Annotated in this window: 14 protein-coding genes; 3 read left to right on the plus strand and 11 right to left on the minus strand. The window is 66.9% G+C overall.

Annotated features, from left to right (window positions below):
- Window positions 1-48: 48 nt before the first annotated feature.
- From QQS53_RS10670 to QQS53_RS10685, 4 genes are read right to left on the minus strand one after another with little or no spacing between them, the layout of a single operon-like run.
- Entirely contained in the window at window positions 49-1,521 is a 1,473-nt protein-coding gene (locus tag QQS53_RS10670; RefSeq protein ID WP_472775814.1) for a phospholipase D-like domain-containing protein, read from the minus strand.
- On the minus strand, window positions 1,521-2,330 hold the full coding sequence (locus QQS53_RS10675) for an exodeoxyribonuclease III (protein WP_472775815.1): 810 nt from the start codon (window positions 2,328-2,330) through the stop codon (window positions 1,521-1,523). Before QQS53_RS10675 ends, QQS53_RS10670 begins: the two co-directional genes overlap by 1 nt.
- Before the next feature lie 3 nt (window positions 2,331-2,333).
- Complete coding sequence (locus QQS53_RS10680; protein ID WP_472775816.1) at window positions 2,334-3,080, minus strand: GNAT family N-acetyltransferase, cg3035/Rv0428c family; 747 nt, start codon at window positions 3,078-3,080, stop codon at window positions 2,334-2,336.
- 3 nt (window positions 3,081-3,083) lie between these two features.
- Window positions 3,084-3,707 carry a peptide deformylase gene (locus QQS53_RS10685; protein ID WP_472775817.1) on the minus strand — a complete coding sequence of 208 codons (624 nt, stop codon included), beginning with the start codon at window positions 3,705-3,707 and terminating at the stop codon, window positions 3,084-3,086.
- Here QQS53_RS10685 and QQS53_RS10690 point away from each other — a divergent pair.
- From QQS53_RS10690 to QQS53_RS10700, 3 genes are all read left to right on the plus strand, one after another.
- Window positions 3,706-4,011 carry a DUF3263 domain-containing protein gene (locus QQS53_RS10690; RefSeq protein ID WP_472775818.1) on the plus strand — a complete coding sequence of 102 codons (306 nt, stop codon included), beginning with the start codon at window positions 3,706-3,708 and terminating at the stop codon, window positions 4,009-4,011. The two genes, QQS53_RS10685 and QQS53_RS10690, sit on opposite strands and share 2 nt — an antisense overlap.
- A 10-nt stretch (window positions 4,012-4,021) precedes the next feature.
- A complete protein-coding gene (locus QQS53_RS10695) occupies window positions 4,022-4,666 on the plus strand; it encodes a LytR C-terminal domain-containing protein (RefSeq protein WP_472775819.1) in 645 nt (214 codons plus the stop codon).
- A gap of 71 nt (window positions 4,667-4,737) precedes the next feature.
- Window positions 4,738-5,877 (plus strand): glutamate--cysteine ligase, encoded by a 1,140-nt coding sequence (locus tag QQS53_RS10700; RefSeq protein ID WP_472775820.1) that lies wholly within the window; start codon window positions 4,738-4,740, stop codon window positions 5,875-5,877.
- Here the strand turns inward: QQS53_RS10700 and QQS53_RS10705 are convergent.
- From QQS53_RS10705 to QQS53_RS10735, 7 genes are read right to left on the minus strand one after another with little or no spacing between them, the layout of a single operon-like run.
- Window positions 5,874-7,136 carry a glycosyltransferase 87 family protein gene (locus QQS53_RS10705; protein WP_472775821.1) on the minus strand — a complete coding sequence of 421 codons (1,263 nt, stop codon included), beginning with the start codon at window positions 7,134-7,136 and terminating at the stop codon, window positions 5,874-5,876. The two genes, QQS53_RS10700 and QQS53_RS10705, sit on opposite strands and share 4 nt — an antisense overlap.
- A gap of 13 nt (window positions 7,137-7,149) precedes the next feature.
- Window positions 7,150-7,530 carry a monovalent cation/H(+) antiporter subunit G gene (locus QQS53_RS10710; protein ID WP_472775822.1) on the minus strand — a complete coding sequence of 127 codons (381 nt, stop codon included), beginning with the start codon at window positions 7,528-7,530 and terminating at the stop codon, window positions 7,150-7,152.
- Window positions 7,527-7,802 carry a monovalent cation/H+ antiporter complex subunit F gene (locus QQS53_RS10715; RefSeq protein ID WP_472775823.1) on the minus strand — a complete coding sequence of 92 codons (276 nt, stop codon included), beginning with the start codon at window positions 7,800-7,802 and terminating at the stop codon, window positions 7,527-7,529. Before QQS53_RS10715 ends, QQS53_RS10710 begins: the two co-directional genes overlap by 4 nt.
- Window positions 7,803-8,342, minus strand: coding sequence for a Na+/H+ antiporter subunit E (locus QQS53_RS10720; RefSeq protein WP_472775824.1), 540 nt, complete (start codon window positions 8,340-8,342; stop codon window positions 7,803-7,805).
- Window positions 8,343-10,103: a Na+/H+ antiporter subunit D gene (locus QQS53_RS10725; protein WP_472775825.1), complete on the minus strand. Its 1,761-nt coding sequence runs from the start codon at window positions 10,101-10,103 to the stop codon at window positions 8,343-8,345.
- Complete coding sequence (locus QQS53_RS10730; RefSeq protein WP_290223359.1) at window positions 10,096-10,596, minus strand: Na(+)/H(+) antiporter subunit C; 501 nt, start codon at window positions 10,594-10,596, stop codon at window positions 10,096-10,098. Before QQS53_RS10730 ends, QQS53_RS10725 begins: the two co-directional genes overlap by 8 nt.
- Window positions 10,597-13,611 (minus strand): Na+/H+ antiporter subunit A, encoded by a 3,015-nt coding sequence (locus tag QQS53_RS10735; RefSeq protein ID WP_472775826.1) that lies wholly within the window; start codon window positions 13,609-13,611, stop codon window positions 10,597-10,599.
- Window positions 13,612-13,650 lie beyond the last annotated feature (39 nt).

Consider the following 13,650-nt stretch of genomic DNA (forward strand, 5'->3'; position numbering starts at 1 on the left):
ACTTTCTGCTCCCCACTCTAGCAATGTTGACGCGTCACGCACGGGCGGCTACTGCAGCGCCGAGGTCAGCCGCATGACGTTGTCCACGTAGCGGCGGAAGAAGCCGCGGGTGTTCCACTCCTCCAGTGTCAGCTCGTGGGAGACGCCGCGGTAGTTGGCGGCTAGCTGGTTGAGCTGGTCGATGAGGTCGCCGCGGGCTACCAGCATGGTGGACTCGTAGTTCAGCCCGAACGACCGCATGTCCATGTTGGAGGAGCCGAACATGGCCAGCGGGTAGGTGGAGGTATTGGCCCGCTCGTCCGGGTCCGCGAGGGTGAACTTGGAGTGCAGGACGTAGGGCTCGGGGAACTGGTAGATGTGGACGCCGGCTTCTAGCAGGGTCTGGTAGTAGGAGGACTGGGCGTGGTTGACCATGAACTGGTCGGCCTTGGCGGAGACGTAGAGCTCCACCCGCACGCCGCGGTAGCAAGCGGTGGTGACGGCCTCCATGAGGGACTCGTCCGGGACGAAATAGGGCGAAACCATCACCAGACGCTCCTTGGCGTGGTGCACCACGGAGTTGAACATGCGCAGGTTCGGCTCCGTGGTATAGCCCGGCCCGGAGGGGATGAGCTGCAGGAAGTTGGCGTCGGCGTCCCAGGCGTCGTCGTAGGGCAGCTCTTTGAGCCCCAGGGTCTCGTCGGATTCCAGGTACCAGTCCACGGCGAAGACGGCGGCTAGGGCTGTGACCACTGGACCGGTGAGCTCGACCATGTAGTCGATCCAGGCGCGGTCGGCGGACTTGTACTGGCGCTTAATCATGTTCAGCGAGCCCAGGAAGCCGGTGTGGCCGTCGATGACCACGATCTTGCGGTGGTTGCGCAGATCGGGCCGGCGGAAGCGGAACTTGTGCAGCTGGATGGGCAGCATGAGGCGCCAGTCGACGTCGATGGCGCTGAGCTTCTTGCCGAAGCTGAAATAGCCCGGGTACTTGATGCTGCCGATCTGGTCGAGTAGTAGCTTGACCTCCACCCCGCGCTGCCGGGCGCGGGCCAGGGACTGGTAGAAGACGTCGGTGGCCTCGTCCCAGGACTGGATGTAGATTTCGACGTAGACGTATTCCTCGGCGGCATCGATGGCCCGGGCAATGGCCCGGATGCACTCGTCGTAGTCCGCGTGTAGGCCCTGGTTGTGGCCGACCAGGCAGGGGAAACCGGTCAGCTCACGGTTGAGGTGGATGAGGGATTCAACCTCCGCGGGCAGGCGGTCCTCCGGGTGATCCGGGGTGGCGGCGGTGATGTCGTCTATCATCTCGTTCGCCTCTTGCTGGATGCGGTGGCGGCGCCGGTTGATATACGGCGAGCCCATCAGCAAAAACAGCGGCAGGCCCACGAAGGGCAGCAAGAGGATGGCCAGCAGCCAGGCATTCGAGCTGGACGGGCGGCGGCCCTCTGGGACAATGCCGATGGCGACGGCCTTGATGGCGTAGTCCAGCACCATGAAGAAGGCCTGCCAGAAGGTGAGATCAATGCTGAGGCTCATTAGCGCACCGCGTCGAAGTCCGGAAGGTCGTAGTCCGCCATCAGCAGCACGTGGTCGGAGGTGCCCTTCTCCGCGCGCTCGGCCATGTCGACCGCGGCGGAGCGCACCCGCTCGGCCAGCGGCTGTGAGGCCAGTTGGAAGTCGATGCGCATGCCCTCGCCCTTCTGGAAGCGCATGCCCTTGTAGTCGAAGTAGGTCCAGCGCGCCTCCCGCGTGAACTGGCGGGTGACCTCCTGCGTGCCGGCCTCCAGCAGCATCTGGAAGGCGGCGCGCTCCGGCTCGGTCACGTGGGTCTTGCCGCGGAAAACGGATAGGTCCCAGACGTCCTCGTCGCGCGGGGCGACGTTGAAGTCCCCGGTCAGCAGCAGCTTGCGGTGGGAGCGCTGCTCCACGTAGCGCGCCAGCGCGTAGTAGAACTGCAGCTTGTAGTCGTAGTGGCGATCGGTGATCTCGCGGCCGTTGGGGAAATACAGGCTCCAGATCTCCACGCCGCGGATGACCACCCCCAGCGCGCGGGCCTCCGGGGCCTGCTCCTTGTCCGGGTCTTTGGCGAAGCCGGGCTGTCCGGGGAAGCCCTCGTAGGTCTCCTCCGGGGCCTGCTTGCTAATAATGGCCACGCCGTTCCACTGGTTCAGGCCGTGCCGGGCCACGTGGTAGCCGGCGTCCTCGAACACCTGCGTCGGGAATTTGTCATCAGCCACCTTGGTCTCTTGCAGGCACAACACGTCGATGTCGTGGGCGTCCAGCAGGGCCAGCGCGCGCTCGGCCCGCGTGCGGACGGAGTTGATGTTCCAGGTGGCTATGCGCATGATTTACAGGGTAGCGAACCGCCGCCGATGGTGCTCATCCAGGCCGCACTCGGCGGCGATAGCGCGGGCGGCGGCATCCGGGACCTCCAGGACCACCACCGCGCGGGTCGCGCCCTGGGCCCGGCCCCAGCGCAGCGTGTCGCGCAGCTCGGCCGCGCTGGCCGGGGCGGTGGGCACGACCACCCACACCGTGTCGTCGCCGGCAGTGCCCAGGGCGGCGGGCGCGGTGTCGGGGTCCTCGGCGCTGCCGTCGTCGGGCAGCCCGCCGACGTAGCAGACCTGCTCCGGGCCGACCGGGTGGGAGTGCGGCAGGCCGTTTTTGCCGATGCGCTCCGGCAGCAGCAGGCGCGGGCCCGCGTGGTCGAGGATCTCGGCGGTCGGCATGGGAGTGAAACCGGCCGAGGGGCCCAGCGGCACCGAGCCGGAGGCGCGCATCAGCCACTGCCCGTCCGCCGACCACCGCTGGTGGGCCTCCGGGTAGGCGCTTGCGATGGCCTCCTCGACGTGGCGGATATCCGAGTTGCGGATGGTGCGCGGGGAGAGCTTTTTGATGATCTTCAGCTCGTCTGGCGCGATTTCCACCGCCTCCTTGTCAGAGGGGTAGCCGCCCACCTGCTGCGGGCGGATGACCAGTGGGTCGAGGCTTTGCACGTGCCCGATGACGTCGCTTTTGACCCCGCCGGAGTATTCGCGCCGGGCCACGACCCGGTCGCCTACCTCCACCGCGTCGGAGCGAAACGCGAAGCCCACGGGCTAGTCCTCGTCGTCCGTGTGGCCGAAGGGATCCTCGTCCACGCCCGGAGTCCAGGTCAGCCCGGCGACGTTCCAGCCCTCGCGCTTGATGGCCTTCTTGGCCGCGCGCTTGTAGCGCCCGATGAGGGTGTCGGTGTAGACGTAGCCGTCCAAGTGGCCGACCTCGTGCTGCAGGCAGCGGGCGAAGAAGCCGTAGCCTTCGACGGTAATGTCGTTGCCGTTTTCGTCCTGGCCGGTCACCCGCGCCCAGTCGGCGCGGCCGGTGGGGAAGGACTCGCCCGGCACGGACAGGCAGCCTTCGTCATCGGAGCCGTCGTCCGCCGGCATGGTCACGGGGATCTCGGAGGTCTCCAGCACCGGGTTGATGACGCAGCCGCGGCGCATCCCGCCGTCTTCCTTCTCCGTGCCGTCGGGCCCGTCGGTGTCCGGGCAGTGGTAGACGAATAGGCGCTTGTTGATGCCGATCTGGTTGGCGGCCAGCCCGACGCCGTGGGCGGCGTCCATGGTCTCGTGCATATCGCTAATGAGCTGCTGGAACTCTGGGCTGGAGAGGTCTTCCGTGACTTTTTCGGTGGGGTGATGCAGCACGGGGTCGCCGTGGATCACGATGGGGCGAATACTCATGTTCTACAGTTTAAGCATGTCCGCGCAATCTGACCTACCCGACCGGTCCGGCCTATCCGAGCAGGACGTGGCCATTCTGGACTTCGAGGCGCACGCCCCGCGCGCCGTCGGCCGCAAGGAAGAGGCCATCCGCGCCCAGCTGGACCTGACGCCGGTGCGCTACCACCAACGCCTCAACGCGCTGCTGGACCTGCCGGCGGCGCAGGAATACGCGCCAGTGCTGGTGGGCCGCCTGCGGCGGGTGCGCGGCCAGCGCGAAGAAGTCCGGCGCGCCGCGCAACAAAATGAAACGCCTGGGGCTTAAAGTAAGTTCTGTGACTAATGTGAATCAGGAGAAGAACGACGCCACCTCGACCAGCCTGCCCCTGCGCGGTTTCGCGATGGTGCTCATCGCCGTCGCTGTCGTGCTGGGCCTGTGGGCCCTCTACGCCCTGACCCAGGGCGGCGGGGACGAAGAATCCACCCCGGCCGCCGCCACCTCTTCCGCCCCCGCCGGCGGCCCGGAGGGCCCGACCACCTCCGCGGCCGCGCCCAGCCAGGAGACCACTGCCGACGCCGAGCGCAGCAGCGACGCCCCGTCGCCGTCGCCGGCCGAAGAGGACAAGCGCGAGGAAGCCGCCCCGGCTGGCGGCCAGCCGGAGCAGGCCAACCCGGCCCCAGCCGAGCAGCCCGCGCCGAAGAAGGTCAGCGTGCTGAATAACTCCATGACCCAGGGCCTGGCCGACCGCGTCTCCCGCGACCTGGAGGGCAAGGGCTACGAGCTGGGCGAGGTGGGCAACTTCCCCGCGGAAGTCCTGCCGGAGACCACCGTCTTCTTCCCCAAGGGCGATGCGGCCGCGGAGGCCGAGGCCCGCAAGATCGCCTCGGGGCTGGGCGGCATCGCCCGCGAAAACATCGACAGCCTGCCGGACAAGGCCACGGAAGGCCGCGGGCTGACCGTGGTGCTCACCGACGCCTAAATACGCGTAAAGAAAGAATTAAAAGGCGCGGCAGCTAACGGATTCTAACGCCGAATAGATACGATTGACGCGTGAAGATCCCGGAAGAAAAATTCGCGCGCTCCGCCGAGCCCACCCTGGGCGTGGAGTGGGAGGTAGCGCTGGTGGATCCAGACACGCGGGATTTCGTCCCGCGCGGCGCCGAGCTCATCGATCGAGTCCGCGCCGCGCACCCGGACGTCCGCCTGGAAAAGGAATTTCTGCAAAACACCGTCGAGCTGGTCACGGGGATTACCCACAGCGTGCCGGAGGCCATGGCGGACCTGGGCGGCACCCTGGACAAGGTCCGCGCCGTGGCAGACGAGATGGGGGTCAAGCTGTGGTCCTCGGGCGGGCACCCGTTTTCCGATTTCCGCGAAAACCCGGTCTCGGAAAAGCAGGCCTACAGCGAAATCATCAACCGCGCCCAGTACTGGGGCCAGCAGATGCTGCTGTGGGGCACCCACGTCCACGTCGGGATCAGCCACGAGGACAAGGTCTGGCCGATCATCAACGCGCTGATGACCAAGTACCCGCACCTGCTGGCTATCTCCGCCTCCTCCCCGGGCTGGGAGGGGATTGATACCGGTTACGCCTCCAACCGGACCATGCTCTACCAGCAGCTCCCCACCGCCGGCATGCCGTACCAGTTTTCCACCTGGTCCCAGTGGCAGGACTACATGCGGGATCAGGCGATCTCCGGGGTCATCAACCACACCGGCTCCATGCACTTCGACATCCGTCCGGCCTCCAAGTGGGGCACGATCGAGGTGCGCGTCTCCGACGCCACGAGCAACCTGCGCGAGCTGTCCGCCATCGTCGCCCTCACCCACTGCCTGGTGGTCCACTACGACCGCATGCTGGAGGCCGGGGAGGAGCTGCCCACCCTGCAGCCGTGGCACGTGGCTGAGAACAAGTGGCGCGGGGCGCGCTACGGCATGGACGCGCTGGTCATCACCTCGCGGGAGACGGACGAGCGCTGGGTCAAGGACGAGCTGGCCGACCTGATGGAGGAACTGGCGGACCTAAGCCGCGAGCTGGGCTGCGCGGAAGAGCTGCAGCTCATCAGCGAGATCATCGACGGCGGCGCCGGCTACGAGCGCCAGCGCGCCATCTTCGAATCCACCGGCAGCTGGGTCGGCGCGGTCGACCTGGCCTGCCAGGAGATGGAGGACAAGCGCCCCGTGCGCTAGGCCGCGCGGTGCCGGCCGGTGATAACTGGCAGGTCCTGGGTGTCCGGGCCCTCGTCGACTTGGGCGCGCGGGATGAGCCGGTAGATGACGTAGACCAGCATGAAGACGATGGGGGAGCAGGAGAAGATCAGCGTCGGCCAGGTGGCCTCCAGCCCGTCTAAGGTGCGGTAGGCAAACCAGGGGAAGCTGCGCTCGCCGACGAAAGGCGCGAGGATGAGGCAGAGCCCGGCCACGGAGATGAGCCCGACTAACTGCTCGCGGAGGACGGTGCCGCGCCACCTGCGGCCCAGGGTCTGGTTGATCCAGGCGAAAAAGCCGATGGCCAGGGGCACCACCCAGACGAAGTGGTGGTACCAGCTAAACGGGGAGACCAGGCAAGAGCTCAAGCCCGTAAAGGCCAGCGCCAGCGTGTTGTTCCCGCTGCGGCTGGCCAGTGCTACCGCCGCGCAGGTCAGCACGAAGACGGCCACGACAACGCCCAGCCAGACCGGCCCGCCGGCCACGCCGAAGGCGCGCTCCAGCACCGAGCGCAGCGCCTGCGCGCCCGGGTTGGTGTGCGCGCCGACGCGCGAGGACTCGAACATCGACTCCGTCCAAAAGCGCATGCCGTCGCCCACCACCGCCAGGCCCACCACCACGGTGGTCAGGAAGGTCAGCACGCAGATGACCGCGTGCCACCAGCGGCGCTGAATGACAAAAATCAGGCCCATATACGCCGGGGTGAGCTTCAGCCCGGCGGCCAGGCCGGTGCCGATGCCGGCCAGGCGGAACTTCCGCGGCAGGAAATCGAGCGCGACCAGAAACATCAGGAAGACGTTGATCTGGCCGTAGAAGGCCGTGCCGTGGATGGGCTCCAGGTTGACCGTGGTCAGGGTGAATACCAAGAAAACGACAACCCCGAGCACCCCCAGGCGCAGACCGCGCTCCCGCAGGGCCATGGCGACGACGGCGAAAAGCGCCAGGAAGGTCGCGCCGTGCCACAGGCTCATGGTGGCGTTGTCGCTTAAGGGATCGAGGCCGGCGAAGACCACGCCGGCGAACGGGGGATAGGTGAAGGGGAGATCAAAAATCAGCGGGCCGTCGTAGAGCGGCTGGCCCTGGGCGACCTTCGCGCCGCCCTTGAGGTAGATCGCCAAGTCCAGGGGCATCCGCCAGACGAAGGCGGATTGTTCCCGCACCGGCGCGATCTGGTGCCAGGCCCACCAGGTAAGGGCCAGGAAAACCAGCCCGACGGTGGGCAGACCGTAGATTTTTTTCACAGCGGCGTGCCTGCTACTTCCGGCGCATGGATTTGCCTGCCGGTCGGTCGTTGCGTGTCATATCCTCTTCCTTTCCGTACAGACCCTCACGCCGGGCAATACGGGACATGCGCTGCGCGGTGACGGGACTGGTCATCATCGCAAAGAGTACCAGCAGGAAGAGCATGCCGAGGTCTCCGCGCTCCGCGACCCCGAAGGTCTCGGAGCCGGTCACCCTAGTGAGGGCGCCCAGCATGGTCAGGATGAGCCCCACGGTCTGCGGCTTGGTCACGAAGTGAACGCGGGACATGGTGTCCTTGTAGCGCACCACGCCCACGGCGGCGGCGAAGACCAGCAGCGCGCCGCAGACGATGAGGATGAGCGAGACAATATCGGCGATGAGCGAATAAGTCACTGGTTATCCCTCTTCCTAAAGCGCGTGACCGAGACCGTGGAAATGAAGCCCAGCAGGGCCACGACCAGCATGGAGTTGACCACGGTGGTGTTGAGCGTCCAGCAGATATAGACCGCCATGGCGCACTGGAACATGGCGACGAACCCGTCCATGCCGATCAGCCGGTCCATGGAGTTCGGGCCGACGATGATCCGCCAGGTGGTCATGAGGAATGCGGCCATGAACAGCACGGCGGCGCCGCCCAAGACGATGTTGTAGATTGTCGGGTCCATCTAGCGCACCTTCCTTTCAAAGATATCGATCATGTGCGCCTCCAGCTTGCGGATGTTGGCTATCTCGCGCGCGATGTCGTCGTCCGTGTCCGCGTCCAGCACGTGGGCGGTCAGCATGCGGTTGGCGATGTCGATATCCGTGATCGTGCCACCCGGCTGCAGGTTGTAGAGCATCACCGCAAAGGATAGAACGAATTCGCTCTCCACGCGCATGGGGACGTTGAGGATGGCGCTGCGCGGCTTCGGCTGGGGGCGCACGCCCAACCAACCGACCTTCAGCGAGGCCTGGAAGAGCTCGCCGGTCCAGGTGAAGGCGTACCTGATGAGCCGGCCCCAGGACACCGACAGGCTGTTGATGGGCATCGCCGGCAGCGGGAAAATCACCATGATGATGAGCCCGACGCCGATTCCGGCGACGATGTTGGCAACGGAGACCTCGCCCATGAGCAGCACCCACATGACGGTGATAGCCAGCAAGAAGCCCGGGCGGAAGCGGTAGCTGAGCCGGCGGGAAAAGGTGGGTTTGATGGGATGAGTCATTTACTCTTCCTCCTCCGACTCGTCGATGTCGTTCGGGCTGGTGGCAATCCCCGGCTCCGGCTCGGGCAGCGGGTGCGTGCGCGACTCCAGGGAATCCTGACCGCCGTGGTAGCGCTCGCGCTGGTCCAGGTGCCGGGTGGGGTTGTCCGCGTTGTCGCCCAGCACCGCGTACTGGTAGATCGAGGTGTCCTGCGCCGACTCGGCGGCGCGCGAGGTGATCCCGGAGATCGGGCCGGCCAGGAAGGTGATCGCCGTGGAGGCAGCCACCAGCAGCGCGGTGGAGCCGACCATGCCCAGCGGCAGCTTGCCGACGTCCTCGCGGTCGGAGTAGGCGACCTCGTCGGTGATATCGCCCAGCGGGGACGGGCGGGCCATGGCCACGTTGCCCTCCGGGGCATCGGCGCGGTCGCGCAGGAAGCCCTTGGACCAGACCAGCATCATCACGTAGAGGGTCAGCAGGGAGGTGGTAACTGCGCCGGCGATGAGCACCCAGGACAGCCAGGAGCCCTCGTTCGCGCCGGCCTGCAGCAGCAGGATCTTGCCCATGAAGCCGGAGAACGGCGGGATGCCGCCCAGGTTGACCGCCGGGATGAAGTACAGGATGGCGATCAGCGGGGCCGAGTAGATGAGCGAGCCCAGCCGGCGCAGCGAAGAGGTGCCGGCCTGGCGCTCAATGAGGCCGACCACCAGGAACAGGGAGGTCTGCACCAGGATGTGGTGGACGGCGTAGAAGATCGCGCCGGACAGGCCCTGGGCGGTGCCGAGCGCCACGCCGAAGATCATGTAGCCGATGTGGCTGACCAGGGTAAAGGACAGCAAACGCTTGATATCGCTTTGGGCGATAGCGCCCAGAATGCCCAGCACCATGGTGGCCAGGGCTACCCACATCAGCAGCGTATCCAGGCGCCCGTCGGTAAAGACCGTGGTGCGCATGCGGATAATGGCGTAGACGCCGACCTTGGTCAGAAGGCCCGCGAAGACCGCGGTCACCAGCGACGGGGCGGTGGGGTAGGAGTCCGGCAGCCAGGCGTCCAGCGGGACGATGGCGGCCTTAATCGCAAAGGCGATGAGCAGTACGCCGTAGATGGCGGTCTGCGTGCCGGCCGGGATGTCCTCCATGCGCATGCCGATCTGGGCCAGGTTGACCGTGCCCACGGAGGCGTAGACCATGCCGATGCCGAAGAGGAAGATCATCGACGAGGCCATGGAGACCATCACGTAGCCCACGCCGGCGCGCACGCGGCCGGGCGAGGCGCCCAGGGTCAGCAACACGTAGGAGGCCACCAGGAAGATCTCGAAGCCGACGTAGAGGTTGAACAGGTCGCCGGCCAGGAAGGAGACGTTCACGCCCATGGTCAGCAACATATAGGTCGGCAGGAAGACCGCCACCGGCTCGTCCTTGGAGCCATCGCGCACGCCCTGGGAGATGGCGTACCACATCACGCTAAAGAGCACGATGGAGGAGGTAAACAGCATCACCGAGGCCAGCCGGTCGGCGGCCAGCGTGATGCCCACGGGCGCGTCCCAGCCGCCGATCTGGACGGTCTGGATGCCCTCCGCGTCGGCGACGATGATGAGCACCGCGTTCACCGCGGCCGTAACCAGCAGGGAGAAGAACGCGATCTGGCGCTGGACGCCCGGCCTTTTGGCGAACATCATCGCGGCCGCGGCGGCCAGGGCCGGGATCAGGATGGGCAGCGGAATGATGTAGCCCATGTTCGGCAGGGCCCAGTCGACGATGGGCTGGAAAGTCTCACTCATCCTTGGCCCCCTTCACGGGCTCCTCGAAGAACTTCGGGCCGAATTGGTCGCCGTGCTTGGTGGCGCGGCCGGTGGTCGGGTCGTCGGAGGCGTCGTGGTCCGGCGCGGCCGCCGCGTTGCCCGGGCGGGCGGCGATCTTGGCGATGGCGGCATCCTCCGCGTCGTCCTCAATGACGTCGGCGGTGCGGTAGCGGTACTGGCGGTAGGCCAGGGTGAGGATGAAGGCCGTCATGGCCATGGAGATCACGATGGCGGTCAGGATCATCGCCTGCGCCAGCGGGTCGGCGATCTTCTCGCCGTACTGGGCGGATTCCCGGCCCATCACCGGCGGGGAGCCGGCCGAACCACCGGCCTGCAGGATGAGCAGGTTGGCGCCGTTGCCGATGAGCAGCAGGCCCAGCATCATCTTGGTCATGGCGCGGTCGAGCAGGAGGTAGACGCCGGCGGAGATCAGCACGCCTGTGGCGAGCAGCAAGAACAGGTTCGCTTCCATTTATTTCTCCTTTCCGGTGGATCGGTTGGTGATGTCGTTGGCGGTGGACTGGTGGTGCGCCGCCGCCTTGGCCGGTTGGGCGCGGGCCGCCGCGGCCTTCTTGTTTTTTGCGTTTTCGCGTTGGCGCTGGCGGCGGGCCAGCGAGCGGGCCCGGTCGCGGGCGCGCTGCTTACGGACCTCTTCCTCCTCGTCGAGCTTGCCGCCCAGGGAAAAGAGGATAAACAGGATGAGCCCGATGACGATCAGGTAGACGCCCACGTCGAAGACCAGCGCCGAGGGGAAGGACACGCTGCCGATGAGCGGGATGTCCAGGGAGCCGTAGGCCGAGGCCAGCGGCGGGCGGCCGAAGAACATCGGCACGATGGCCGCGGCCAGGGAGGCGAACAGGCCCGTGGCCATGAGCCGGCTCGGATCGACCGGGAGGGCCTCCTCCAGCTCCTCGCGGCCGCCGGCCAGGTAGCGCAGTGTGAGCGCCAGCGCGGCGACCAGGCCGCCGGCAAAGCCGCCGCCCGGGGCGTTGTGCCCGGCGAAGAAGAAGTAGAAGCTCAGCGCCATCATCAGCGGGAAGAGGATGCGGGTGGACACGTCGATCATGAGCGAGCGGTTCAGGGCCTGCTCGGTCTCGACCTCCGCGGCCAGCCAGCGGCGGCCGGTCACCCGCAGCGTCGGGCGGCGGGAGTCGCGCTCGAAGGACTGCGTGCGGAAAATCAGGGAGGCCACGCCGATGGCGGCGATGACCAGCACGGTGATTTCGCCCATGGTGTCCCAGGCGCGCATGTCGACCAGGAGGACGTTGACGGCGTTCGCGCCGTGGCCGATCTCCTTGGCCAGCTCCGGCATGGGCTCCGAGATGGGATCCGCGGTGCGGGAGTTGATGGCGAACATGCCCACGATGGTCACGGTCAGGCCCACGCCCACCGACAGCCAGGCCCGCAGCCGGTTGAGCTGGGGTCCCTGGCGCCACTCGACGTTGGCCGGCATCTTGCGCAGCACCAGCATGAACAGCACCACGATGAGGGTCTCGACCAGCAGCTGGGTCAGGCCCAGGTCCGGCGCGCCCTGCAGCGCGAAGACGGCGGAGAGCCCGTAGCCGGACACGCCGACGATCAGCACGGCCGACAGGCGGTTGTGCGTGACGGTCGCCGCGATGGCCGCGACGATCATGATGATGGCGGCGATGGCCTGCCAGGGGCTTTCCGCCACGACCATGCGCACGTCGTTGAGGCCGCCGGAGACGATCGCGGCGGCCGGCAGCAGCATCAGGCAGGCGAAGATGATGGTCAGGTTCATCTGCAGGGAGCCGCGGTGGGTGAAGGCGGTGGTGCGCAGCGACAGGTTGCGGATGCCGTCGATGGTGGCATCGTAAGCCACGTCGGCCGAGCCCAGGGCCGGGTGCTCCAGCTGGGCCTTGGCCACCACGCCGCGCTGCCAGTGCATGGCGACACCGCAGACGATGATCAGCGCGGAGATGGCCAGCGGCAGGTTGAAGCCGTGCCACAGCGCCAGGTAGGTCGCCTCCGGGTCCGCGCCGTAGACGTTGTCCAGGTGCTGGTTGATGAGATCCGACAGCGGGCGCGGGAAGACGCCGAAGGCCACCGTGCAGGCGGTCAGCGCGGCCGGCGGGAACCAGAGCATGGGCCCGATGGCGTGCATGTTCTCCACCGCCTCGGAGGTGCCGCCACCCGTCGGGTGGCTAGCCGGCTTGGTGGCGAAAGCCCCCCACAGGAAGCGCAGCGCGTAGGCCATGGTCAGGATGGAGCCCAGCACCACGCCGACCAGAAGCATGTTGCGCGGCATACCGACCAAAAGCTGCTCGTGCATGACGGACTCGATGACCGCTTCCTTGGTCACGAACCCCAACAGCGGCGGGATGCCGGCCATGGACAGCGCGGAGACGATCGCCAGGCCGTAGACCACCGGGTGGCGGCGGCCCAGGCCGGACAGCTCGTTGATGTCGCGGGTGCCGGCGGTGTGGTCGATGGCGCCGACCACCATGAACAGCGGGGCCTTAAACAGCGAGTGGGCAAACGTCAGCGCCAGCCCGGCCAGCATGGCCTCCCGGGAGCCGATGGCCACCACGGCGGTGATAAACCCCAGCTGGGAGACCGTGCCGTAGGCCAGGATGAGCTTGAGGTCTTTCTGCTTCAGCGCCATCCAGCCGCCCAGCAGCATGGTGATAACACCCAGCGGGATGATGACCAGGTGCCAGGTGTTTACCACCTGCAGGTCCGGGGCCAGGCGGGCGACCAGGTAGATGCCGGCCTTGACCATGGCCGCGGAGTGGAGGTAGGCCGAGACCGGCGTCGGCGCGGCCATAGCGCCCGGCAGCCAGAAGTGCGCCGGGGCGATGGCGGACTTGGTCAGCGCGCCGAAGAGCATCAGCACGATGGCGGCGGTGATGTACGGGGTCAGCTCGATCTGCTCCAGCCCGGAGATCTCCGAGAAGTGCCAGATGCCAGTCTGGCGGCCGAAGAGGATGATGCCGACCAGCATGGCCAGCCCGCCCAGCACGGTGACCATGAGCGCCTGTTGGGCGGCGCGGCGGGAGGAGGCGCGCTCGCCGTAGTAGGAGACCAGCAGGAAAGACAGCAGGGAGGTGATCTCCCAGAAGACGTACATCAGCAGCATGGAGTCGGAGGCCACCAGGCCGAACATGGCGGTGGCGAAGGCGACCATCTGCGCGCCGAACATGGACAGGCGCCGGGGAGTTTGGTCGAAATAGCCCCAACAGTAGACCAGGACCAGCGCGCCCACGCCCAGCACGATCAGGCTGAACAGCCCGGCCAGGGAATCCAGGCGCAGGTCGAAGGCCAGGTGCGCGGCGGGCATCCATTCGACGGAGACGTCGACGGATCCGCCGTTGTTGAACGTCCCGTTAGCGAAGAGGCTGAGCACCCACACGAAGCCGGCGCCGGGGACGAGGGCGAGCAAACCGAACGCGGGTCTGCCCAGATAGTGGATCAGGATAGGCGCACTGATCGAGGCGATTAGCAGTGCGCAAAGCAAAATCAGCACGGTGAGACGAGTGCTCCCTACGTGTAAGTCGCGGATAGG

Source organism: Corynebacterium sp. 2571A, assembly GCF_055700935.1.